Genomic DNA, 20,843 nt, shown 5'->3' on the forward strand with positions numbered 1-20,843 from the left:
GTATCATTGCGTCCGCTTTTGTCGTTTCTGGAATGGGCGATAAAACTGGAGGCGCTTGCTGATGCGCTTTTCCAAACTGCGCCTTGTCGGTTTCAAGTCCTTCGTCGAGCCGATGGAGTTCGTCATCGAAGGCGGGCTGACCGGCGTTGTCGGGCCGAATGGCTGCGGCAAATCCAATCTGGTGGAAGCCTTGCGCTGGGTGATGGGTGAAAACTCATACAAGAACATGCGCGCTTCTGGCATGGACGATGTCATTTTTTCCGGTTCCGCCACGCGCCCGGCGCGCAATACAGCGGAAGTGACGCTTTTCCTCGACAATTCCGACCGCACGGCTCCCGCGAGCTATAACGACGCCGATGAGTTGCAGGTGTCGCGCCGTATCGAGCGCGAGGCAGGCTCCGTCTATCGCATCAATGGCAAGGAAGCTCGCGCCAAGGATGTGCAGTTGCTCTTTGCGGATCAATCGACCGGCGCGCGTTCGCCGTCCATGGTCGGGCAGGGGCGCATCGGCGAACTCATTCAGGCAAAACCACAGGCACGCCGTGCGCTTCTGGAAGAAGCTGCCGGTATTTCCGGCCTGCATACGCGTCGCCACGAAGCGGAACTACGCCTGCGTGCTGCCGAGGGCAATCTCGACCGTCTTGACGATGTGGTCGGCGAGTTGGGTAGCCAGATCGAAAGCCTGAAGCGTCAGGCGCGTCAGGCAAACCGTTTCAAGGCGCTTTCCGCGGATATTCGCCGTGCGGAAGCCGCCTTGCTGCATCTGCGCTGGAGCCAGGCCAAAGCGCAGGAAGGGGAGGCACAAAGCGCCTTGTCGGCTGCGACCGCGACTGTCGGCGATATGGCGCAGGCGCAGATGAACGCGGCTCGCGATCAGGCGGTCGGCGCGCATAAGTTGCCGGAACTGCGCGAGGCCGAAGCCAAGGCCGCTGCCGCCTTGCAGCGCCTTTCAATTGCCCGCACCCAGCTGGACGAAGAGGACGGACGCATTCGCGCCCGCCGCGCCGAGCTGATGAAGCGGCTGGAACAGCTGACTGCCGACATTGCTCGCGAAGAGCAGATGGTGCGCGAGAATGCCGATATTCTGGCGAAACTGGAAGAAGAAGAGCAGGAACTGGTCGCTTCCAACGAAGCATCGGGCGAGCGCGACGAGGAATTGCGTGCGCTGTTCGAAGAGGCGGAAATTCGCCTGACCGATAGCGAAGGCGCGCTGGCGCGGGTGACCGCCGAACGGGCGGAAGCGACCGCCGAACGGGCGCAGATCGAACGCGCTTTGAAGGAAACGCAGGATCGCCGCGACCGCCTTGCCGTGCAGATGGACGCCATCGAGCGCGATATTGCCACTGTCGTCCAGCAGATCGGCGGTCTGTTCGACCCGGCTGAAAAGCGCATCGTGGTTGATGCCTGTGCGGATGCGCTTGCTGCGGCTGAAGAAGCGGTTGTTGCGGCAGAAGAACTGGTCGCAGGCGCACGCGAAGTGGAAGCGGCAAGCCGACAGCCTCTGAACGAAGCGCGCACGGAACTGAACCGCATCGAGACCGAAGCGCAGACGCTGGCGCGTATTCTCAATGCTGGCGAAACCGGCCTGTTTCCGCCGGTGGTGGAAGAGCTGCGCGTTGAAAAGGGTTATGAAATCGCCCTCGGCGCAGCCTTGGGTGAAGACCTCGACGCGGCAAGCGACGACAATGCACCGGTCTATTGGGCTTATAATCCGGCACCGGAAGCCGATCCGGCCTTGCCACAAGGGGCAACGCCGCTCGACCGCTTGGTCGATGGGCCGCAGCAATTGCGCCGCAGGCTGGCCCAAGTCGGCGTTGTGTCGGACAGTGATGGTCAGCGATTGCAGGCGCTTTTGCGTCCCGGCCAGCGGCTGGTGAGCAAGGCCGGTGCGCTGTGGCGCTGGGATGGTTATACGGCAAGCGCCGATGCGCCGACACCGGCAGCACAACGTCTGGCACAGAAGAACCGCCTGAGCGAACTGGAGCAGGAATCGGTTGTCGCCCGCAACGGCGTCGATGAGGCCGAACAGGCAGTGCGCCGCGCCGAAGCTTCGGTGCGCGAAGCCGTCGAACATGAGCGTGTCGCCCGCGATCAGTGGCGCACCAATCAGCGCAAGCTGGACGAGGCGCGTGAAGCGCTGGCGGTCGCCGAGCGTGCGGCAGGGCAGCTTGCAACCCGCCGTTCGGCTCTGGACGAATCCAAGGCGCGGCTGGAAGAAAATCTGGAAGAAGCGCAGATCCGCGTCGCGGAAGCGGAAGACCGGCTCGGTGAAATGCCGGATCTGGAGGCCATTGCGCAACGCCTTGCAGCGCTGACGAGCGAAGTCCTCTCCGACCGCACGGCTTTGGCCGAAGCACGCGCCGCTTATGAAGGGCTGCGTCGTGAGGCCGAAGCGCGGTTGCGCCGTCTGGACATGATTGCGCTGGAGCGACGCAACTGGATTTCGCGCGCGGAAAATGCCGACCGGCAGATTGCGTCGCTGAACGACCGTCGCGCCGAGACGGCAGACGAGGCGGAAGGTCTGGCCGAAGCGCCGGACGAGATCGAGGCGCGCCGCCGGGCGCTGTTGAACGAGCTTTCCCTGGCGGATGATCGTCGTAAAGAAGCCGCTGATATTCTGGCCGAGGCTGAGACCGCGCAGGCCGAACTCGACAAGGCCGCGACGCTTGCCATTCAGCATCTGGCATCAAGCCGCGAGCAGCGTGCCCGCGCCGAAGAACGCCTTGCCGCAGCCGAAGAGCGGCGCAAGGATGCGGAAGTCCGTATCGTTGAGGCGCTCAACTGTGCGCCGCATGAAGCGATCCGCCATACCGGGCTGAAGGCCGATGATGCTATTCCCGACCCCGATCAGCTGGAACGCCAGCTGGAGCGGCTCAAGATCGAGCGCGAGCGGCTTGGCGCGGTGAACCTGCGCGCGGAAGAGGAAAGCCAGGAGCTTTCGGACCGTCTCGACGCGATCGTATCCGAGCGCGAGGATGTCATCGAGGCGATCAAGAAATTGCGCCAGGCGATCCAGAGCCTGAACCGCGAAGGACGCGAGCGTCTGCTGGCTGCCTTCGAGGTGGTGAATGTGCAGTTCCAGCGCCTGTTCACGCATCTGTTCGGCGGCGGCACGGCGGAACTACAACTGATTGAAAGCGACGATCCGCTGGAAGCCGGGCTTGAAATTCTCGCCCGTCCACCCGGGAAAAAGCCACAGACCATGACGCTGCTTTCAGGCGGCGAGCAAGCGCTGACTGCCATGGCGCTGATCTTTGCGGTGTTTCTCACCAATCCCGCGCCGATCTGCGTGCTGGACGAAGTGGACGCGCCACTCGACGACCACAATGTTGAGCGCTATTGCAATCTGATGGACGAGATGGCGGCTTCAACCGAAACTCGTTTCGTGGTCATCACGCATAATCCGATCACCATGGCGCGTATGAATCGTCTGTTCGGCGTCACCATGGGCGAGCAGGGTGTCAGCCAGCTTGTTTCGGTCGATCTCCAAACGGCGGAACGCCTGCGTGAAGCGAGCTGATCACGCTTCGTATTTTTCGGGATGTGCTTCAGACCTGACGTCTATTCTTCTTCCACGTCTTCATCGTCGTCATCGGATTCGATGACTTCCCAGATGAAGGCGTGAAGGCGGTCTTCGATACTCTTTTTGGAAGCGCCTGCCGCTTCCATTTCACGTTTGATCCGGAAGAACCGATCCTTGTCGGCCTGGGATAAGTATCGCGCTGCGGCTTCGAGGGCTGACAAGGATGTGGACATGGGCTGCTCTAATTTTCACTCCATACTGCGAGTTCATTACCCGCCGGATCAGTGAAATGAAAGCGGCGTCCGCCCGGAAATGCAAAGATCGGCTTGACGATGGTGCCGCCAGCTTCGGTCACGGCTTGAAGCGCGGTTTCGAGCCTCAGCGCATAAAGCACGGGTAGGGGCTTCGATGTCGCTTGCGGGTCGGCGTCAAAGCCGCCGTCCAGCCCCTCGGAATAGGCCGAATAAGTGGGACCGTAATCGGTGAACGACCAGCCGAATGCCCGTGCATAAAAGCTTTTTGTCGCGTCGAGTGAGCCATTGGCGGCGGGCATTTCCAGATAATCGAGTTTGCCAGTTGTGCGCATCATCATCTCCAAGTGTTCATTATTTGTTCTTATTTTTGAGGCAACTGAGAAGGAGAGTCAATCGTCCAGTGTGGACCTCAACTGTTGAATCGTTTCGATTGTCGCGCCCCAACTTTTTCGTTGGCGCAGATAAGGTGATTGCATAAGCAACGGGGAGGGGTTGCGACTGCCTCAGGGGTTCATGAACCGGTCGTGTTCTGGCAGCTCGTCCTTGAGACGTTTTCTAAAAGTTGTGTGGCTTTTTATTTTGCCGTTGTCGCTCTCCCCAATCGCTTTTTTCAGCTTTCACGAAGCCGCGCCACGAATTCTTCGAAACTGTGATTGAGTTTCACATCGGCGACCTCATTTGCGCTAGTCCTGCCTTAGCGGTTCGGCCGGTTTAACTGTAACTTGTTTTATACGTTCGATCAGCATCTCTATTTGTCCATCGTTACGAAAAATACGAAATTTAGATCAATTTACGCCTTACGCATATTCTAGCCAGACATAAGGGTCGAATTTAACTAATCTAAAAAAGATAGTAAAAAACGTTTGTCTGTGGAATTATCCAAATCGACACTACCGAAATTCCAACCTGATTTTCGTCCCGGAGTTGGGAGCTGACTTTTGGCAAGCAGCAGGATTGGGTTGGTTGGCACGTTTGTGAGGTCAGGAGTTCATCGTGGCAATCATGTTCGTCAGAGCACAGATGATCAGCAGAGGGGCGGGCCGTAATATTATCTCCGCGGCTTCTTATCGGCATCGCACCCGGATGAGAGACGAACAGACCGGAATCTCATTCAACTATCGTGGTGGCGACGATGATCTGGTCCATGAAGAGCTGGCTTTGCCGGAAGATGTTCCGGGTTGGTTACGGTTGGCGATAGATGGCAAGACCGCCGCGGGTGCGAGCGAAGTGTTGTGGAACGCCGTCGATGCATTTGAGACGCGGGTGGATGCACAGCTTGCTCGTGAGCTGATTATTGCGCTCCCAGAAGAACTGACGCGGGCGGAGAATATTGCCCTGGTGCAGGAGTTCGTCCGGGACAATCTGACTGTGAAGGGTATGATTGCTGACTGGGTCTATCACGACAAGGATGGTGATCCCCATATTCACCTGCTGACTGCGCTCAGACCCCTGACAGAAACGGGTTTTGGTCCCAAATATGTGCCGGTTCTCCGACCTGACGGGAAACCATTGCGTGAGGTAAAGTCGAACCGCCATAACGGGGATATTGTTTATACGTGTTGGGCTGGTGACAAAGAGACCATGAAAGCGTGGAAGGTTGCTTGGGCAGAGACGGCGAGCCGCTACTTGGCTCTGGCTGGCCATGATATTCGCCTTGATGGGCGCTCTTACGCTGAACAGGGTCTGGATGGAATTGCCCAGAAACATCTTGGGCCAGCAAAGACTGCAATGGCTCGCAAGGGCGTGGAGATGTATTTCGCGCCGGCCGAACTTGCGCGTCGGCAGGAAATGGCTGATCGACTGCTTGCTGACCCCGGACTTCTTCTCAAACGCCTCGGCATTGAGCGTTCGACCTTTGATGAGAAGGATATCGCCAGGACATTGCATCGTTATGTTGATGATCCGGGCGATTTTGCCAATATTCGCTCACGGCTGATGGCGTCTGACGATCTAGTACTGTTGAAGCCGCAACAGGTGGATCAGCAAACCGGCAAGGCAAACGAGCCCGCAATTTTTACCACCCGCGAGATCCTGCGGATTGAATATGACATGGCGCAGTCAGCTGAGGTTTTGTCAAAGCGCAAGGGCGTTGGAATTGGTGCTGCGAAGATTGAAGCGGGCATCCAAAAATTCGAAACGGCGGATCCGGGCAAATCTTTTAAGCTTGATCTGGAGCAGATTGACGCCATTCGTCATCTTACTGGCGACAGTGCCATCTCCGCCGTGGTCGGGCTTGCGGGCGCTGGCAAGTCGACGCTTCTTGCCACTGCCCGTATTGCCTGGGAAAATGAGCGCAGGGATGTCTTCGGAGCAGCCTTATCCGGTAAAGCTGCGGAAGGATTGGAGGATAGCTCTGGCATAAAATCGCGAACCCTTGCCGCTTGGGAACTTGGCTGGGAGAATGGTCGTGATCTTCTCAAACGCGGAGACATCTTCGTAGTGGACGAAGCCGGCATGGTGTCTTCTGAGCAGATGGCACGCGTGTTGAAGGCGGTTGAGAATGCCGGTGCAAAAGCCGTTCTGGTCGGTGATGCGATGCAGCTTCAGCCGATCCAGGCCGGTGCAGCCTTCCGGGCAATAACGGAGCGGATTGGTTTCGCCGAGCTTGCCGGTGTCCGCCGCCAACGAGAAGCCTGGGCACGCGATGCCTCCAGGCTTTTTGCGCGGGGCAAGGTCGAAGAGGGGCTCGATGCCTATGCTCAAAAGGGGCACATAATCGAAGCCGAGCGACGCGCTGAGGTTATAGAACGTCTTGTTGCCGACTGGAGCGATGGGCGCCGAGAGGCGATCGCACAGTCGCGGACGGCAGGGAAAGATGGAAAGCTGCGCGGCGACGAGATGCTGGTGCTCGCTCATACCAATAAAGATGTAAGGCGCTTGAACGAATCCCTGCGCATCGTCATGCACAGGGAGGGTGCTCTGACAAACGCTCGTGAGTTTCGCACAGAGCGCGGCGTTCGAGAATTTGGCTGCGGCGACCGGGTCATCTTTCTAGAAAATGCCCGCTTTGTCGAAACGCGCGCAAAGCATCTTCGTCCGCAATATGTCAAAAACGGTATGCTCGGTACTGTCGTTTCCACCGGTGGCAAAGGTGGGCGTCCGCTTTTATCGATCCGTCTCGACACTGGCCGGGATGTGGTGCTCAGCGAGGACAGCTATCGCAATATCGATCATGGCTATGCTGTGACCATCCATAAATCGCAAGGCGTGACCGTTGGTCGGACATTTGTGCTTGCTACCGGCATGATGGATCAGCATCTGACCTATGTGTCCATGACCCGTCATCATGACCGCGCCGATCTTTATGCGGCGCGGGAGGATTTTGAGCCAAAAGCGGAATGGGGCGGGAAATCGCGGGTTGATCATGCAGCCGGTGTTGCCGGCGAACTGATTGCGACCGGTATGGCAAAGTTCCGGCCACAGGATAAGGATACGGATGAAAGTCCCTATGCTGATGTGAAGATAGATGACGAAACCGTGCATCGGCTCTGGGGCGTCAGTTTGCCCAAGGCGTTGGCTGACGGAGGTGTATCAAAAGATGATACCGCACTTCTCCGAAAAGACGGCGTTGAAATCGTCAAGGTCAAAATCCCTGTCACAGACAAGTTGACCGGCCGGAAGAGTTTTGAGGAACGCGAAGTCGAGCGAAACGTCTGGACGGCAAAGCAGCTCGAAACTGCTATTATACGAAGTGAGCGGATCGAGCGCGAAAACCATAGGCCGGAATTGTTTGGGCAACTGGTTGAACGTCTTGGCCGTTCAGGCGCAAAAACCACGACGCTCGATTTTGAGAATGAAGCTGGTTATCGGGCGCATGCGCATGACTTTGCCCGTCGGCGAGGTATCGACACGCTTGCCGTAGTTATGGCGAGCATAGAAGAGCGTGTCGGACAAAAGCTGGCGTGGCTTGATGACAAGCGCGGACAAGTGGCAAAGCTTTGGGAACGGGCCAGTGTGGCGCTCGATATCATGATCGAACGCAACAAAAGCGTTTCCTATACTGAACAACGTTCGCAGCAGCTTGCAGCACGACCACCTGAAACATCAGAGCAACGAGGCAACAACGGACCTCATCTTCTTCCCCCAATAACCCAGTTCGCCCGCAGCCTCGAAGAGGATGCCCGACGTGCGCAATTACATTCAGATCGCTGGAAGGAGCGGGAGGTCATTCTTCGACAAGTGTTGGGGAAGATATATCGAGATCCAGATGGTGCGCTGGCAAGGCTCAATGCACTTGCCTCCAACAGGCAAATAGAACCGCGAAGCCTTGCTGAGGATATTGCCGCTAAACCAGAACGTTTTGGCCCGATCCGGGGATCGGGTTCTCTGTTTGACGGTCGCGTCGCTCGGGATGAACGCAAGGCCGCGCTTGGCGCTCTTTCTGAACTTGTTCCGCTGGCGCGTGCGCATGCGACAGAATTCCGTCGTCAGGCGGAACGCTTTGGCAAGCGCGAAGAGCAACGTCGCGGCTATATGGCACTGTCGATCCCTGCACCCTCGCAGCAGGCAATGGCCCGCCTTATCGAAGTCGAAGCGGAGAGCAAGCGCGGTGTAACAGATGCCTATAAGACGGCCTTTTCCCATGCTGCGGGGGACCATCAGTTGGTCCAGCAAGTGAAGGCGATCAATGAGGCGTTGACCGCGCGCTTTGGCTGGTCGGCCTTTACCGACAAAGCTGATGCCGTGGCTGAACGCAATATCCTCGAGCGCATGCCGGAGAACCTCAATTCAGATCGGCGCGAGAAACTGACGCGTCTTTTTACCATTATACGCCGTTTTGCCGAGGAACAGCGTCTTGTCGAAACAAGGGACCGCGCGAAGGTCGTTACAACTGCCAGCATCGAGCCAGGCGCGAAAACAAATGCCGTGTTGCCGATGCTGTCAGCTGTGACGGAGTTCAAAGCGCCAATAGAAGATGAGGCAAAGGAGAGGGCGTTCACAGCCAATCATTACCAATACAATCGCGCAGCCCTTGCTAAAACAGCCTCCAACATCTGGCGTGATCCGGCAGGTGCCGTCGACAAAATTGAAGCCTTGATTATCAAAGGTTTTGCGGCTGAGCGCATCGCGGCGGCGGTTGCTAACGATCCCGCAGCCTATGGGGCATTGCGTGGTTCTGACCGCATCATGGATAAATTTCTGGCATCTGGGCGTGAACGAAAGGAAGCCCTTTTGGCTGTCCCGGACGCAGAAAGCCGTGTTCGGTCGTTGGGTGCATCTTACGCGACGGCGCTGAGCAACGAGACCAAAGCGATTACCGGGGAGCGCCAGCGTATGGGAATTGCCATTCCAGGTTTGTCACCTGCAGCCGAAGTGGTATTGCGTGAGCTGACAATGGCGATGCAGAAAAAAGATGCCAAGCTCGACATTGCGGCTCGATTAATTAATGCCGATATCCGTGAGGAATTTAAGTGTGTCAGTCGGGCACTCGACCTCCGTTTCGGTCGCGATGCGATCTTGAAGGGCGAGACGAACCTCATCACGAATGCGTCGTCTATGCAGCGTCTGGCATTTGAAGCACTTTGTGAGCGGTTACAGACCCTCCAGAAGACCGTACGGCTGCAGGCAAGCCAGAAAATCTTGGCCGAACGTCAGCAACGCCGTATCAATCGGGGACGCGACTTATCTCATTGAGCCAAAGCTCAACAATTCACGGTTTTTTACTTGTCTGAGCCTCTCACGGCAGAACAAAATGAAAAATACCAACCTGAAAATTCGTCAAAGAGCCATGTATAGAACGCCTATCATTCGGGTTCTATTGCGTTCAGATGTTGGGTGCAAAGCTCTTCTATTAAAGCGATTAGGATATTCGCGCGTGCTAATAGCCATTTTAATGCTTCCTCTGTGATCTCGAAGTGAGGTGAATAACGGCCCTTGACGTAAGCTTCGTTGACGATATTGAACCAAGCCTTGTAGCGCTGTTGATCCTGAGGCCACGCCTTAGCCAATTCGCTTCGCTTTCCTTCGGCGAGACGTCGCAAGAATTTCAGATTATGCGAAGCTGGGGCGTAATTTGTGGTTACCAAGAGAAAAGTTGAATAAGCCTGTTCAATTGCCTGATGTAGTAAAAAAGCGGCTTCCCTCAAGTCTCTCTGTTCAATACCATAACGAGAAAATTTTATAAACGCACTCGCGTGCGGTAGTCGGTCGTCAAAATATTCCTTCGCGATACGATAGGCATCTTCCGGATTGAGAATCCCAGGCCGTGCAAGTGGCTCTGGATCGAGTTCGTAAAGGACGATGCCTTCTTTGCGAATGTCAGTGAAGAAATATCGTCCTTCCTTAATTCGCGTGTTCACCTCGCGAAGCGAATGGACGATGAAGTTTACCGGTGTCTGCACGTCTCGCAGGCGCATAAGCCGGTCTTCGGTTTTGCGCCAGAACTCAAAGTCCGCCAGTTTCCGGTTGTTGACGATAATCAGCAGATCAAAATCAGACCGGTAACCTTTGCCAGTATGCGGCTCATCCACCTGTGTGCCGCGCGCATAGGATCCAAACAGAATTACCTTGACGATACGACCCCGCTTCTTGAATTCCGCCGCGCCCTCCTTGAGCGCATCCTCGAATTCCTCGAATATTATTTCCAGCACGCGCTGCAACTCACGCTGCTTTACGTGGGGCAAATGATCAACACGGTCTTTCATCAGCACGGGCGCACCTGTCGGTTTGAAGTGAAAGCCGAACTATCTGGTGTGTCGGCTAGGATGCAAAATCCAAGGACGTGGATCAACTAAGGTTTTGCAAAATTCATAAGATTTTTTTCCTATGTAGTTCTGTCGACGAGATAGCAATTTTATCCTTCGATCCAACAGCGCTTATTTTTCTTTGCTGTTGTACTCCTCGAAAGGTCTTGAATTTCATCTAAACCCTCTATCCGATTGTTGCCACAACTATTTGATTCTGTTACAAGACAGTACATATTTGAGCAACACATGCCAGGGACGACGATACAGCACCTGCTGTTAAAAAATCCGCTATGCGGTCTCCTAACGTCCGGCTCCATTCTATTTTCCCCTCCGCCGGACGCAGGAGGAATGGTTGTGTTGCAAATTTCGAATGTAAAAGCTGCCCGGGAACTTTTGCAGCAGGACGCTATCCGTCATGGCACGGAAGTCAGTCTGATCGTTGATGCCACGAGGCGAATCTACGCAGATACAGCGCCGACAGCTGCCGCGCTTTTTGCACTCGATGCCTGGTTCGAAAATGATCAACGTAATTTTCAGTTCTGGACGCGGATTTTTCAGCGCCTCATGAATTGAAACTTACTGTAATGGGTCCGCCCACCGATCGAGAGCGTAGCCCCGACCCTGGGCTGTTCTGATCAAATTTGGACCGTGCCGCGCCAATGCACGCCGTATATGGCCGATATGAATGTCGACCGTACGTGGCTCGACGATAGCTCCCTGGCCCCATACTGCGTCGATGAGGTCCTACCTGCTCCAGACAATTTCCGGCTTTGGCATGAGCGCTTCAAGCAAACGAAACTGCAACGTAAGCGGGTAGGCTACCCCAGGTATCTTTCGTCGGTGTGATGGGCGATTTTCTGCATGAATCATGCGAAGAATCCTGAGCGACACTGTGAATCAGGCCCGGACATCCGAGGTTTTGACGGCGGAACCTGTGCGAAGCCGACGGCGGCCACGTGACTGGTCGGATGACGAGAAAGCGCCGATTGTGGCTGCGTCGTTGCAGCCCGGGGCCAACGTCGCGGCGGTTACACGGTCTGAAGGATTGGACCACTCGCAGCTTTATGGATGGCGTCGTAAGGCGCTTGCATTTGGTGTTGTTTCACCAGTAACAGCGGGACCGGCCAGTCCCGCCATGTTTGCACGGGTTGAAACGACGAGTAGCGCATCGATCGATATTGTTGTCGCCGACATGGTAGTTCGCGTCGGTTCAGCCTTCGATCCGGATCGCTGTTGCTAGCTGGCTTGCCCAGCGCAAATCACTCACATCTGCAAGTCAGTTTATTCACCTCTCATATTTCTTTTACCGACATCAAATTTTTTTGCACTTGTAAGTTTCAAGAGGCCGCCTCGGAGATGTTGTAATTTTCCTGTTTTGTCACCATCGCCCAGAAAGCTCGAGCCATTTTTTCTGGCCAGTACGATCGCCACAAGGATACGCAGTTTTCGCGCCAACATCCGCTCGAACGATGATTATGGGTGGTCGCTTCAAAATGTTATTACTTCCGAACCGTCTGGCCAATAAAACCAATTCGCTCACCCAACGATCCTTCTCTAATCGATTCTATTGTCGCGGCCCGTCTTTTTTGGTTGGCAGCAGCCTTGCGGATCGCATAAGCAACGGACAGCAGGTTCTGGGAGTACTTGCAATTGTTGCAAGCCTTTTGTGAACCGTTCCTGCATCAAGGGAGGCCATGATGGCGAAGTGGGTGTACACGTTCGGCGACGGCAAGGCAGAAGGTGCGGCAAGCGACCGTAATCTTCTCGGCGGCAAGGGAGCGAATCTGGCTGAAATGAGCAACCTCGGTCTGCCCGTACCGCCCGGCTTTACGATCACCACGGAAGTCTGCACCTATTATTACGACCATGACCGCAATTACCCGTCCGAACTGGACGAGCAGGTGCGCGCAGCGCTTGCCCATATCGCCCAGGTGACAGATCGCAATTTCGGCGATGCTGATAAGCCGCTGCTGGTGTCGGTTCGCTCCGGGGCGCGTGCCTCCATGCCCGGCATGATGGATACGGTGCTCAATCTCGGCCTCAATGACGAAACCGTGCAGGCCATCGCCCGCGAAGCCGGTGACGAGCGCTTCGCCTATGACAGCTACCGCCGTTTCATTCAGATGTATTCGGATGTGGTGCTGGGCGTCGATCACGGGTTCTTCGAAGAAATTCTCGAAGACAAGAAGGCCGATCTCGCCGTCGATGTCGACACGGCGCTGACGGCGGACGACTGGAAAGATGTCATTTCGCTCTACAAGGCCAAGGTCGAGGAAGAGCTGGGCCAGCCTTTTCCGCAGGACCCGCATGAGCAGCTTTGGGGCGCCATAGGTGCTGTTTTCTCCAGCTGGATGAATGCCCGCGCCATCACCTATCGCCGTTTGCACAATATCCCGGCGGCCTGGGGCACGGCGGTCAATGTGCAGGCCATGGTGTTCGGCAATATGGGCGAGACTTCCGCCACGGGCGTAGCCTTCACACGCAATCCTTCGACCGGCGAGAAGAAGCTTTACGGCGAATTCCTCGTCAATGCGCAGGGCGAAGATGTGGTGGCGGGCATTCGCACGCCGCAGAACATCACCGAAGAAGCGCGCATCGCAGCCGGTTCCGACAAACCGTCGCTGGAAAAGGCGATGCCGGAAGCGTTTGCCGAATTCCTCAAGGTCGCCGACCGGCTGGAACAGCATTATCGCGACATGCAGGATCTGGAATTCACCATCGAGCGCGGAAAGCTCTGGATGCTCCAGACCCGTTCGGGCAAGCGCACCGCCAAGGCCGCGCTGAAAATGGCCGTCGAAATGGCTGGCGAAGGGCTGATCACCGAGGAAGAGGCCGTGCTGCGTATCGATCCCGCGGCGCTGGATCAGCTGTTGCACCCGACCATCGATCCGCGCGCCGAGCGCCAGATCGTCGGTCAGGGCCTGCCCGCCTCGCCGGGCGCTGCGACGGGTGAAATCGTCTTCTCGTCGGAAGATGCCGAACAGGCGAAGTCGGAAGGCCGCAAGGTCATTCTGGTTCGTATCGAAACCAGCCCGGAAGACATTCATGGCATGCACGCAGCAGAAGGCATTCTGACGACACGCGGCGGCATGACCAGCCATGCGGCGGTCGTGGCGCGCGGTATGGGCAAGCCTTGCGTTTCGGGTGCGGGATCGCTGCGCGTCGATTATCGCAACGGCACCATGCTGGCTGCCGGCCAGACCTTCAAGAAGGGCGATGTTGTCACCGTCGACGGTTCGAGCGGGCAGGTGCTGAAAGGCGCTGTCGCCATGCTTCAGCCGGAGCTTTCCGGCGACTTTGGCCAATTGATGGAATGGGCCGACCGCCAACGCCGCATGAAAGTACGCGCCAATGCCGAAACGCCTGCGGATGCCCGCACGGCCCGGTCTTTCGGCGCGGAAGGCATCGGTCTTTGCCGCACCGAACACATGTTTTTCGAGGGAAGCCGCATTGTTGCGATGCGCGAGATGATCCTCTCCGACAATGAAGAAGGCCGTCGCGCAGCGCTGACCAAGCTTCTGCCGATGCAGCGTTCCGACTTTGCCGAACTGTTCGAAATCATGAAGGGCCTGCCGGTCACGATCCGTCTGCTCGATCCGCCGCTACACGAATTCCTGCCGCATACGGACGAGGAAGTCGCCGAAGTGGCCAGCTCCATGGGCGTTGACGCGGTGAAGCTGCGCGAGCGCGCCGAAAGCTTGCACGAGTTCAACCCGATGCTGGGCCATCGCGGTTGTCGCCTGGCGATTTCCTATCCGGAAATTGCGGAAATGCAGGCGCGCGCCATTTTCGAGGCTGCCGTCGATGCAGGCAAGAAAACCGGCGAACCGGTCGTGCCGGAAGTTATGGTGCCGCTGGTCGGCCTCAAGGCGGAACTGGATTTCGTCAAGGGGCGCATCGATGCGGTGGCTCAGGACGTCATGAAGGAAGCGGGCGTCAAGATCGACTATATGGTCGGCACGATGATCGAACTGCCGCGTGCAGCTTTGCGCGCAGCGGAAATCGCCGAAACGGCAGAGTTCTTCTCGTTCGGCACCAACGACCTGACCCAAACCACTTTCGGCATTTCGCGCGATGACGCGGCGGGCTTCCTCACCACCTATCAGCAGCGCGGTGTGGTGGAGCAGGACCCGTTCGTGTCGCTCGATGTGGATGGCGTGGGCGAACTGGTGCAGATCGCCGCCGAACGGGGACGCAAGACGCGCGACAAGATCAAGCTCGGCATTTGCGGTGAGCATGGTGGCGATCCGTCGTCGATTGCCTTCTGCGAAAAGACCGGCCTTGATTATGTGTCCTGCTCGCCGTTCCGCGTGCCGATTGCCCGGCTCGCCGCCGCACAGGCAGCCGTGCGCAAGGCGTAAAGCCAAAAGAACGCGCTCCCGAAAAGGAAGGAGCGCTTTCGCTCTGGCAAGGAAAATCCCTATAACAACAAAGTGTTAGTATGTCGGCCCCATTCAGTTGGGTCGGCACACTGGACAATATTGCCCGACGTATTAAAATCCTTCGAAATTTACACTTTCAGAAGAACGGGCCATGCGTCGTTTCATTTCTGCGGCGGGGGCCGCGCTTGTTTTCGCTTGCAGCGCGGCAGGCGCTGTCGAGGTTTCACCGCAGGATGCGGCCCAACCGGAAAAGGTTCGGATCGTGGAGCCGCAGCTGCGCATCGCACGCGGCGGCGCCGATACGCCGCAAGTGGCGCTGACGCTCGATGCCTGCATGGGCAAGACGGACCATCGCATTCTTGATACGCTGGTCAAGGAGCGCATTCCCGCGACGATCTTTGTGACCGGGCGCTGGTTGAAACAAAACGCAGAAGCCTTTGCGGTGATGAAAGCCAATCCCGACCTGTTCGCGATTGAGGATCACGGCGCCATGCATGTTCCGGCCATTACCAATGTGCCGACCATGTATGGCATCAAGACCGCCGGATCGCTGGATGCCGTGCGCTCGGAAATCGAGGGCGGATCGACGTCGATTGTCGGGGCTGGTGCGCCAAAGCCGCAATATTATCGCGATGCGACAGCCCGCTATTCGACCGACGCCGTGGCGCTCGCCACAAGCCTTGGCTACAAGATCGGCGGTTATTCGCTGAATGGGGATCAGGGCGCATCGTTGCTGGCGCCGACTGTGGCGCGGCGCATATCGGCGGCCCGCGATGGCGATGTCATCATTTCGCATATCAATCAGCCGACACGGTCGGCGGGCGAGGGCGTTGCCAAAGGAATAATGGCGCTGAAGGCCAAGGGAATGAAATTCGTGCTGCTGCGCGATGTTGAAACGTCGATGACGCTGAACCCGGTGCCTGCGCACAATCTTCAGGCGGGTGTTCCAGGCGTCAAAAAATCCACCCCGCCGAAATGATCAAGCGCCGTTGGTCTGCTCCTTCGGCGACAGGCTTTTCATGACGGCGGCATAGTTGCGACCAAGGCTTTCGAAAAGCGCATTCTCGCCCTTCGGCGGTTCGACCGACAGGGTTGTGCCGTCATTGCGCAGCGTGACGAAAATCACCTGATCCTGCGGCTGCCCGGCAATGGCGATCGCGCCGATGCGCTGGGCTTCGCTGGTGTCGAGCGCCGGCATGTTGAACAGAACTTCGCCACCCACACGTTCTGCGGCCTTGGCAAGCGCTGCATCAAACCCCTCTATCAGCACGTCAATGGCCCCGAGCGCAAATTCCAGCTCGACGGCTTCGAGCGTCATCGTACTTGTTTCAAGACCCGTCTGGGCGCTTTCTTCGGCGCTGCCCGACCGGGTGGTGGTGCCAATCCCGTTGGCACTGTTTTCAGGCGCGTGGTTCATTCCGTCCTCTCCGACGAATCCGAAAAAAGCCCCCTAATAATCGATCATGCCCTTCATTAGTAGTTGCTGCAATGCTCTTTTGATTGATTTACCTCGCTTTTTTCTGTTCGGCGGCAATAGTGAGCCAAAAATAGCCTGCACTTCATGCGTTTTTAGTGTGCCATGATCGCGCAATACGTGTGCTTTCCAGGCAGTAAAGATGATTATGCAAAACTGTACAGCTGGATGTTTTGCCGGGTTCAAATCTCTCTGCTATTCATAAGCGTGGCTGAATGTTGTGGCCGTTTTGGGATTCTGCCGAAAAGTGCGTTGTATTTTTCGGGATGTGCTTCTGGGAACCTGGATGAGAAAACTTCGCTATCAGCGGCGACAGTCGCGTTCTGCGGTCTGGGCCTTGCGGTTCGGGGTCTTCGCTGCCGTATTGCTGGCGCTGGCTTTCGTGTTGCACCGCTTCTGGAAGCTTGAAACGCCTGATTTCGTCCTTGCCGCCGGGTTGAGCGGCGCTCTGGCCCTGCTGGCGCTGATCTGCGCAGCCAAGGGTTTTCGCAATCTCTGGGTCAATGGCGACAAGGGCGGGGCGCGATCCTTCACGGCCTGCGTGTTTGCCTGCATCGTGCTGGCGCCGCTCGGTTTGCTGGGCATTCTCTGGATCAGCTCGCCAGCGCTCTACGATATTTCGACCGATTTCGAGACGCCGCCGCAATTTCCCACCGACATGCCCGCCCGCCTGCAATGGATGAACCCGCTGACACCGGCGGTCAGCGGCGATGCGCTGACACAGCTCACCGCCTATCCCGATGTACTGGGCCGCCGCTATGAGGCAGCGCCCGACCGCGTGGCGCAGGGTGTGCAGACCGTGTTGAAGAGTTTCGGCTGGCAGGTGATCGTCAACGATGTGCCGTCGCCGGAGGAAAGCGCCACCCGCTTTGTCGCGACGGCACATAGTTTCATTCTCGGTCTCAAGAGCGATATCGTCATCCGGCTGCTGGATGAAGGTGAAACCACCTATGTCGATATCCGTTCGCTCTCGCGCTATGGAAAACGCGATCTGGGGCAGAATGCGGCCTTCATCACCGAATTTCTTGGAAGCCTGGAAGGCGAAGTGAACAAGGCACCTGCGGACGTCGAATAGCGTTGTTTATGCAGGCTGGTAGATGTTGTCGAGCGATGGGTCGCCTTCGGTCACGATTTCCCCGCGCCCGACCAGATCTTCCAGATGCGCCAGCACCGACAGAGCTGCTGCGCCATGCAAGCGCGGATCGGTGTCGCGATAGATCGCCTTCACCATGTCGCCGATGGTGCGGTCGCCTTGCAAGATCCGCTGAAAAACCGCGCGCTCACGCATTTTGCGATGGGCCCGCAATCCGCGCACAAAGGCGGCGGGCTTGGTCACCGCACCGCCATGGCCGGGCAGATAGACATGATCGTCACGTGCCAGGAGTTTTTCGAGCGAGGCCATATAGTCGCTCATCGAGCCATCCGGCGGGGCGACGATGGAGGTAGCCCAGGCCATCACATGATCGGCCGAAAACAGGATATCCGTGCCTTTCAGCCCGAATGCCATGTGGTTCGCTGCATGACCCGGTGTGTGGAGGCCTTGAAGCGCCCAGCCATCGCCCTCCACGGTTTCGCCATCGGCAAGCACGATATCGGGCGTAAAATCCGTGTCGGCGCTGGCTTCGAGCACGTTCACTTCGCCCGCATGATAGGGGCGGGCGGGCCGGTGCGGGCCTTCGGCAACCGTTTTTGCACCCAGCTCGTTTTTGAGGCGCTCGGCTAGCGGCGAGTGATCACGGTGCGTGTGGCTGACGAAAATATGGCTGACGGGGCGTCCTGCAATGGCGGCAAGCAGAGCCTGATAATGGGCCTCATCGACGGGACCCGGATCGATGATCGCCAGCGTGTCCCGGCCAACGATATAGCTGTTGGTGCCATGAAAGGTGAAGGCGCTCGGATTGTTCACCGTCACGCGGACAATCCCTTTACTTAGCTCAACCGGCTTCCCATATTCAGGAGAGAAACTGCTGTCGAAAACGAGCGCCATGGAAGTCATTTCCAATTTATTTATGGTGTTATTGTCGAAACGGCATAGGCCTTATATAGTGGGATTTCAAACGGTAACTGCCTGAGTGTCTGATCCAAAAGTCGCCATGCCGGTCTGCAAATGGCAATTTCTGCGCTTACCTAGGCTCACGTACCCAAATGTACGCTGCGCTCCGGTTCTCGAAATCACCATTTTCGCCACGGCCTATCGCTTTTTGATTCAGACACTGCAACGTCAAGAATGGACCTGAGACGGTTATGCGTTCGGAATTCGGAAATCGTATTCATCACGGTCAGGAGTTGGATATGCCGCACAGAGCAAAGTCACGCGTCGCTACCGCATCGCTCGCCGCCGAATCTCGTCAAACAAGACAGCTCGCCCGAATATTCTCCTTCCTTTCCCTTGGCCTGATCGGCGCGGCGCTCGTTGCGATTGCCGCTGGGGTGAAGGTTGATTTCATCTATATGATCATGGCGGTGCAGGCGGTGGCGCTCTTGGGCATTTCAGCGCTCTACGGCTTTTCAAAGAAAAAGTAAAACGCGCTCCCGCGCAAATATGCAGGGCTTATTTCACCGTGGTTGCGAGAGGCCGGATCATGTCCGGCCTTTATCATATCTGATTGAAACTGCTTCGCGATTGACAAGCGGCGCGGGACAACGCTTTGTCATCCTCCAGTACTGTTTTTCGGGAGGCAAAGGTGAAGGTTGAGACGCTCGCGGTGGAGCCGCTGACCAAGCAAGCATTCGCGCCGTTCGGCGATGTCATCGAGGTTGAAGGGGCAGAGCGGCGTCTCATCAACAATGGTTCGACCGAGCGTTTTCACGATCTGGCGCGCGTCGAGGCAGAAGGCACGCAAGCGCGTGTGCTCATCAATATTTTCCGCGGCCAGTCTTTTGAAGCGCCCATCGATATCGTCATGATGGAGCGTCATCCTTTTGGCTCGCAGGCCTTCATACCGCTGGAGCGGCGTCCGTTTCTGGTCGTTGTCGCTGAAGATGCCGACGGCAAGCCTGCGCGTCCGCGTGTTTTCCTTGCCAATGGCGATCAGGGCGTCAATTATCTCAAGAATGTCTGGCATCATCCGCTTCTGGCGCTTGAGCAGAAATCGGATTTTCTCATTGTCGACCGTGCTGGCAAGGAGGACAATCTGGAAGAATATTTCTTCCCGGATGTCGTTTTCCGCATCCAGTCGGCCAAACCAGCCTGAATATTATTCGAGGGAAACATGGGCAGACTTTCCACGCACGTTCTCGACACAGCGCATGGCAGCCCGGCTGCGGCGATGCGCATCGAACTCTATCGCATCAGCAAGGGCGCACCGGAACTGATCAAGCGCGTTGTCACCAATCTGGACGGGCGTACTGATGTACCGCTGCTGACCGGCGACGACATGCAGGTTGGCATTTACGAACTGCAATTCCATGTGGCCGAGTATTTTGCAGGGCGCGGGGCCGATCAGGCCAATCCGCCTTTTCTCGATCTCATTCCGATCCGCTTCGCCGTTGCGGATGTGGACGGAGATTATCACGTGCCGCTGCTCGTCAGCCCGTGGTCATATTCCACCTATCGCGGCAGTTGATCCGCACTTATCCCCGCGTTGTTCGCCCGGGTTAAGCTCCTCGTACCACCAAACACGAGGAGCCGAACATGGATGAATCGCCTAATCTGAAACTTCCCTATATTCTGCCCAGTCAGGCGCAGAAGCATGTCACGCATAATGAAGCATTGCGGCTGCGGGATACGGTCGTGAATCTGGGCGTGAAATCGCGCACGACGACCGGTGCACCGGTCGTGCCTGCTGCCGGGGATCGCTACATTTTTGCATCGCCCGCCACCGGCACCTGGTCCGGCAAGAACGGCATGGTCGCTTCGTTCATCGATGATGGCTGGCTGTTCATTCAACCGGCAAGCGGCTGGCAAGCCTATGTCGAGGCGGAAGCGCAGCTTCTGGTTTTCGATGGAACGGACTGGAACCCCACTGGCGGCGGCTAGCCTGTTCAACAATGCAGGCGCGGGACATCAGATCAAGGTCAACAAGCAGGCCGCGACCGACACGGCGAGCCTTCTGTTCCAGACCAGCTGGACCGGCTATGCCGAATGGGCCTGAACGGCAGCAGCGATTTCAGCATCAAGGTGAGTGACGATTTGAGCACGTGGCGTCAGGCAATGAGTGTGGATCGCGCGACGGGCAATGTCGCAATCGGAAGCAATGCACCGGTGACGCGTCTTGATGTCGATGGGCCGATCCGGCCTGCATCCTATTCGAAACTCACAATGCCTATCGCCGCGAATCGCGGTGCGGGCGCCTTGATCTACGTTACGGATGCGTCGGCGGGCGCGCAGCTCGCCTATTGCGATGGCAGCGCATGGCGCAGCATCAGAACCGGCATTTTGATATCCTGAGTGGTATTTGTCTGGAAAATCGAAATTTTTTCCAGACAGATCGCCTTTTATGGCGCTTTTATGCCGCACCGGCATATTAACGGCCTGAAACGTGTTCGTTAATCTTATGCAGGCTCAATTCATATGGTTCGTCC

15 protein-coding genes and 2 pseudogenes are annotated in these 20,843 nt (G+C 57.0%); 11 read left to right on the plus strand and 6 right to left on the minus strand.

Annotated elements, in window-relative coordinates; translation table 11 throughout:
- Positions 1-61: 61 nt before the first annotated feature.
- Entirely contained in the window at positions 62-3,520 is a 3,459-nt protein-coding gene (smc, locus tag ABWW11_RS04040) for a chromosome segregation protein SMC (RefSeq protein ID WP_121537397.1), read from the plus strand.
- Positions 3,521-3,561: 41 nt separating this feature from the next.
- Here smc and ABWW11_RS04045 read toward each other — a convergent pair whose 3' ends face one another.
- Positions 3,562-3,756: a hypothetical protein gene (locus tag ABWW11_RS04045; RefSeq protein ID WP_109368520.1), complete on the minus strand. Its 195-nt coding sequence runs from the start codon at positions 3,754-3,756 to the stop codon at positions 3,562-3,564.
- Between the two features lie 8 nt (positions 3,757-3,764).
- Positions 3,765-4,109, minus strand: coding sequence for a VOC family protein (locus ABWW11_RS04050; protein WP_121537399.1), 345 nt, complete (start codon positions 4,107-4,109; stop codon positions 3,765-3,767).
- Between the two features lie 661 nt (positions 4,110-4,770).
- Between ABWW11_RS04050 and traA the strand changes: the two genes are divergently transcribed.
- Complete coding sequence (gene traA, locus ABWW11_RS04055) at positions 4,771-9,411, plus strand: Ti-type conjugative transfer relaxase TraA (RefSeq protein WP_319080949.1); 4,641 nt, start codon at positions 4,771-4,773, stop codon at positions 9,409-9,411.
- Between the two features lie 110 nt (positions 9,412-9,521).
- Here the strand turns inward: traA and ABWW11_RS04060 are convergent, their stop codons facing one another.
- Complete coding sequence (locus ABWW11_RS04060; protein ID WP_319080952.1) at positions 9,522-10,421, minus strand: nucleotidyltransferase and HEPN domain-containing protein; 900 nt, start codon at positions 10,419-10,421, stop codon at positions 9,522-9,524.
- 288 nt (positions 10,422-10,709) lie between these two features.
- On the opposite strand from ABWW11_RS04060, the gene ABWW11_RS04065 reads away from it, so the two are divergent.
- Complete coding sequence (locus ABWW11_RS04065) at positions 10,710-11,036, plus strand: Y4oE-related protein (RefSeq protein ID WP_319080951.1); 327 nt, start codon at positions 10,710-10,712, stop codon at positions 11,034-11,036.
- Between the two features lie 3 nt (positions 11,037-11,039).
- On the opposite strand, the pseudogene ABWW11_RS04070 reads toward ABWW11_RS04065, so the two are convergent.
- Positions 11,040-11,267, minus strand: a pseudogene (locus tag ABWW11_RS04070) (winged helix-turn-helix domain-containing protein); the annotation flags it as partial.
- Between the two features lie 64 nt (positions 11,268-11,331).
- On the opposite strand from ABWW11_RS04070, the gene ABWW11_RS04075 reads away from it, so the two are divergent.
- The 3 genes from ABWW11_RS04075 to ABWW11_RS04085 all read left to right on the plus strand — a co-directional run bounded on the left by ABWW11_RS04075 (position 11,332) and on the right by ABWW11_RS04085 (position 15,824).
- Positions 11,332-11,703, plus strand: coding sequence for a transposase (locus ABWW11_RS04075; RefSeq protein ID WP_121539521.1), 372 nt, complete (start codon positions 11,332-11,334; stop codon positions 11,701-11,703).
- A 457-nt stretch (positions 11,704-12,160) separates the two neighbouring features.
- Positions 12,161-14,824 (plus strand): pyruvate, phosphate dikinase, encoded by a 2,664-nt coding sequence (ppdK, locus tag ABWW11_RS04080; protein ID WP_319081258.1) that lies wholly within the window; start codon positions 12,161-12,163, stop codon positions 14,822-14,824.
- 172 nt (positions 14,825-14,996) lie between these two features.
- Positions 14,997-15,824 carry a polysaccharide deacetylase family protein gene (locus ABWW11_RS04085; protein ID WP_121539523.1) on the plus strand — a complete coding sequence of 276 codons (828 nt, stop codon included), beginning with the start codon at positions 14,997-14,999 and terminating at the stop codon, positions 15,822-15,824.
- On the opposite strand, the gene ABWW11_RS04090 is transcribed toward ABWW11_RS04085, so the two are convergent.
- The gene (locus tag ABWW11_RS04090; RefSeq protein ID WP_036592710.1) at positions 15,825-16,163 is read right to left on the minus strand and encodes a hypothetical protein; all 339 of its coding nucleotides are present in this window, start codon (positions 16,161-16,163) and stop codon (positions 15,825-15,827) included. It abuts the gene before it with no gap.
- Positions 16,164-16,605: 442 nt separating this feature from the next.
- Here ABWW11_RS04090 and ABWW11_RS04095 point away from each other — a divergent pair, with 442 nt between their 5' ends.
- Positions 16,606-17,394 (plus strand): DUF1499 domain-containing protein, encoded by a 789-nt coding sequence (locus ABWW11_RS04095; RefSeq protein ID WP_121539524.1) that lies wholly within the window; start codon positions 16,606-16,608, stop codon positions 17,392-17,394.
- 6 nt (positions 17,395-17,400) lie between these two features.
- On the opposite strand, the gene ABWW11_RS04100 is transcribed toward ABWW11_RS04095, so the two are convergent.
- Positions 17,401-18,306 carry an MBL fold metallo-hydrolase gene (locus ABWW11_RS04100; protein WP_121539525.1) on the minus strand — a complete coding sequence of 302 codons (906 nt, stop codon included), beginning with the start codon at positions 18,304-18,306 and terminating at the stop codon, positions 17,401-17,403.
- 257 nt (positions 18,307-18,563) lie between these two features.
- On the opposite strand from ABWW11_RS04100, the gene ABWW11_RS04105 reads away from it, so the two are divergent.
- From ABWW11_RS04105 to ABWW11_RS04120, 4 genes and pseudogenes are all read left to right on the plus strand, one after another.
- Entirely contained in the window at positions 18,564-18,842 is a 279-nt protein-coding gene (locus ABWW11_RS04105) for a hypothetical protein (protein WP_121539526.1), read from the plus strand.
- A 161-nt stretch (positions 18,843-19,003) separates the two neighbouring features.
- Entirely contained in the window at positions 19,004-19,513 is a 510-nt protein-coding gene (locus ABWW11_RS04110) for an ureidoglycolate lyase (protein WP_121539527.1), read from the plus strand.
- A gap of 18 nt (positions 19,514-19,531) precedes the next feature.
- Positions 19,532-19,885 (plus strand): hydroxyisourate hydrolase, encoded by a 354-nt coding sequence (gene uraH / locus ABWW11_RS04115; RefSeq protein ID WP_121539528.1) that lies wholly within the window; start codon positions 19,532-19,534, stop codon positions 19,883-19,885.
- Positions 19,886-19,953: 68 nt separating this feature from the next.
- A pseudogene (locus ABWW11_RS04120) lies at positions 19,954-20,709 on the plus strand (DUF2793 domain-containing protein).
- The last annotated feature ends 134 nt before the right edge of the window (positions 20,710-20,843 follow it).

Source organism: Brucella sp. NBRC 113783 (assembly GCF_040372265.1).
Taxonomy (GTDB): domain Bacteria; phylum Pseudomonadota; class Alphaproteobacteria; order Rhizobiales; family Rhizobiaceae; genus Brucella; species Brucella teleogrylli.

Bases quoted from the DNA above. Each gene is read 5' to 3' on its own strand.
- ABWW11_RS04095 (WP_121539524.1), top strand. From the start codon at position 16,606: ATGAGAAAACTTCGCTATCAGCGGCGACAGTCGCGTTCTGCGGTCTGG.
- smc (WP_121537397.1), top strand. From the start codon at position 62: ATGCGCTTTTCCAAACTGCGCCTTGTCGGTTTCAAGTCCTTCGTCGAG.
- ABWW11_RS04100 (WP_121539525.1), bottom strand. From the start codon at position 18,306: ATGGCGCTCGTTTTCGACAGCAGTTTCTCTCCTGAATATGGGAAGCCG.
- ABWW11_RS04105 (WP_121539526.1), top strand. From the start codon at position 18,564: ATGCGTTCGGAATTCGGAAATCGTATTCATCACGGTCAGGAGTTGGAT.
- ppdK (WP_319081258.1), top strand. From the start codon at position 12,161: ATGGCGAAGTGGGTGTACACGTTCGGCGACGGCAAGGCAGAAGGTGCG.
- ABWW11_RS04085 (WP_121539523.1), top strand. From the start codon at position 14,997: ATGCGTCGTTTCATTTCTGCGGCGGGGGCCGCGCTTGTTTTCGCTTGC.
- ABWW11_RS04090 (WP_036592710.1), bottom strand. From the start codon at position 16,163: ATGACGCTCGAAGCCGTCGAGCTGGAATTTGCGCTCGGGGCCATTGAC.
- ABWW11_RS04050 (WP_121537399.1), bottom strand. From the start codon at position 4,109: ATGCGCACAACTGGCAAACTCGATTATCTGGAAATGCCCGCCGCCAAT.
- ABWW11_RS04045 (WP_109368520.1), bottom strand. From the start codon at position 3,756: ATGTCCACATCCTTGTCAGCCCTCGAAGCCGCAGCGCGATACTTATCC.
- ABWW11_RS04065 (WP_319080951.1), top strand. From the start codon at position 10,710: ATGCCAGGGACGACGATACAGCACCTGCTGTTAAAAAATCCGCTATGC.
- ABWW11_RS04060 (WP_319080952.1), bottom strand. From the start codon at position 10,421: ATGAAAGACCGTGTTGATCATTTGCCCCACGTAAAGCAGCGTGAGTTG.
- ABWW11_RS04075 (WP_121539521.1), top strand. From the start codon at position 11,332: ATGCGAAGAATCCTGAGCGACACTGTGAATCAGGCCCGGACATCCGAG.
- uraH (WP_121539528.1), top strand. From the start codon at position 19,532: ATGGGCAGACTTTCCACGCACGTTCTCGACACAGCGCATGGCAGCCCG.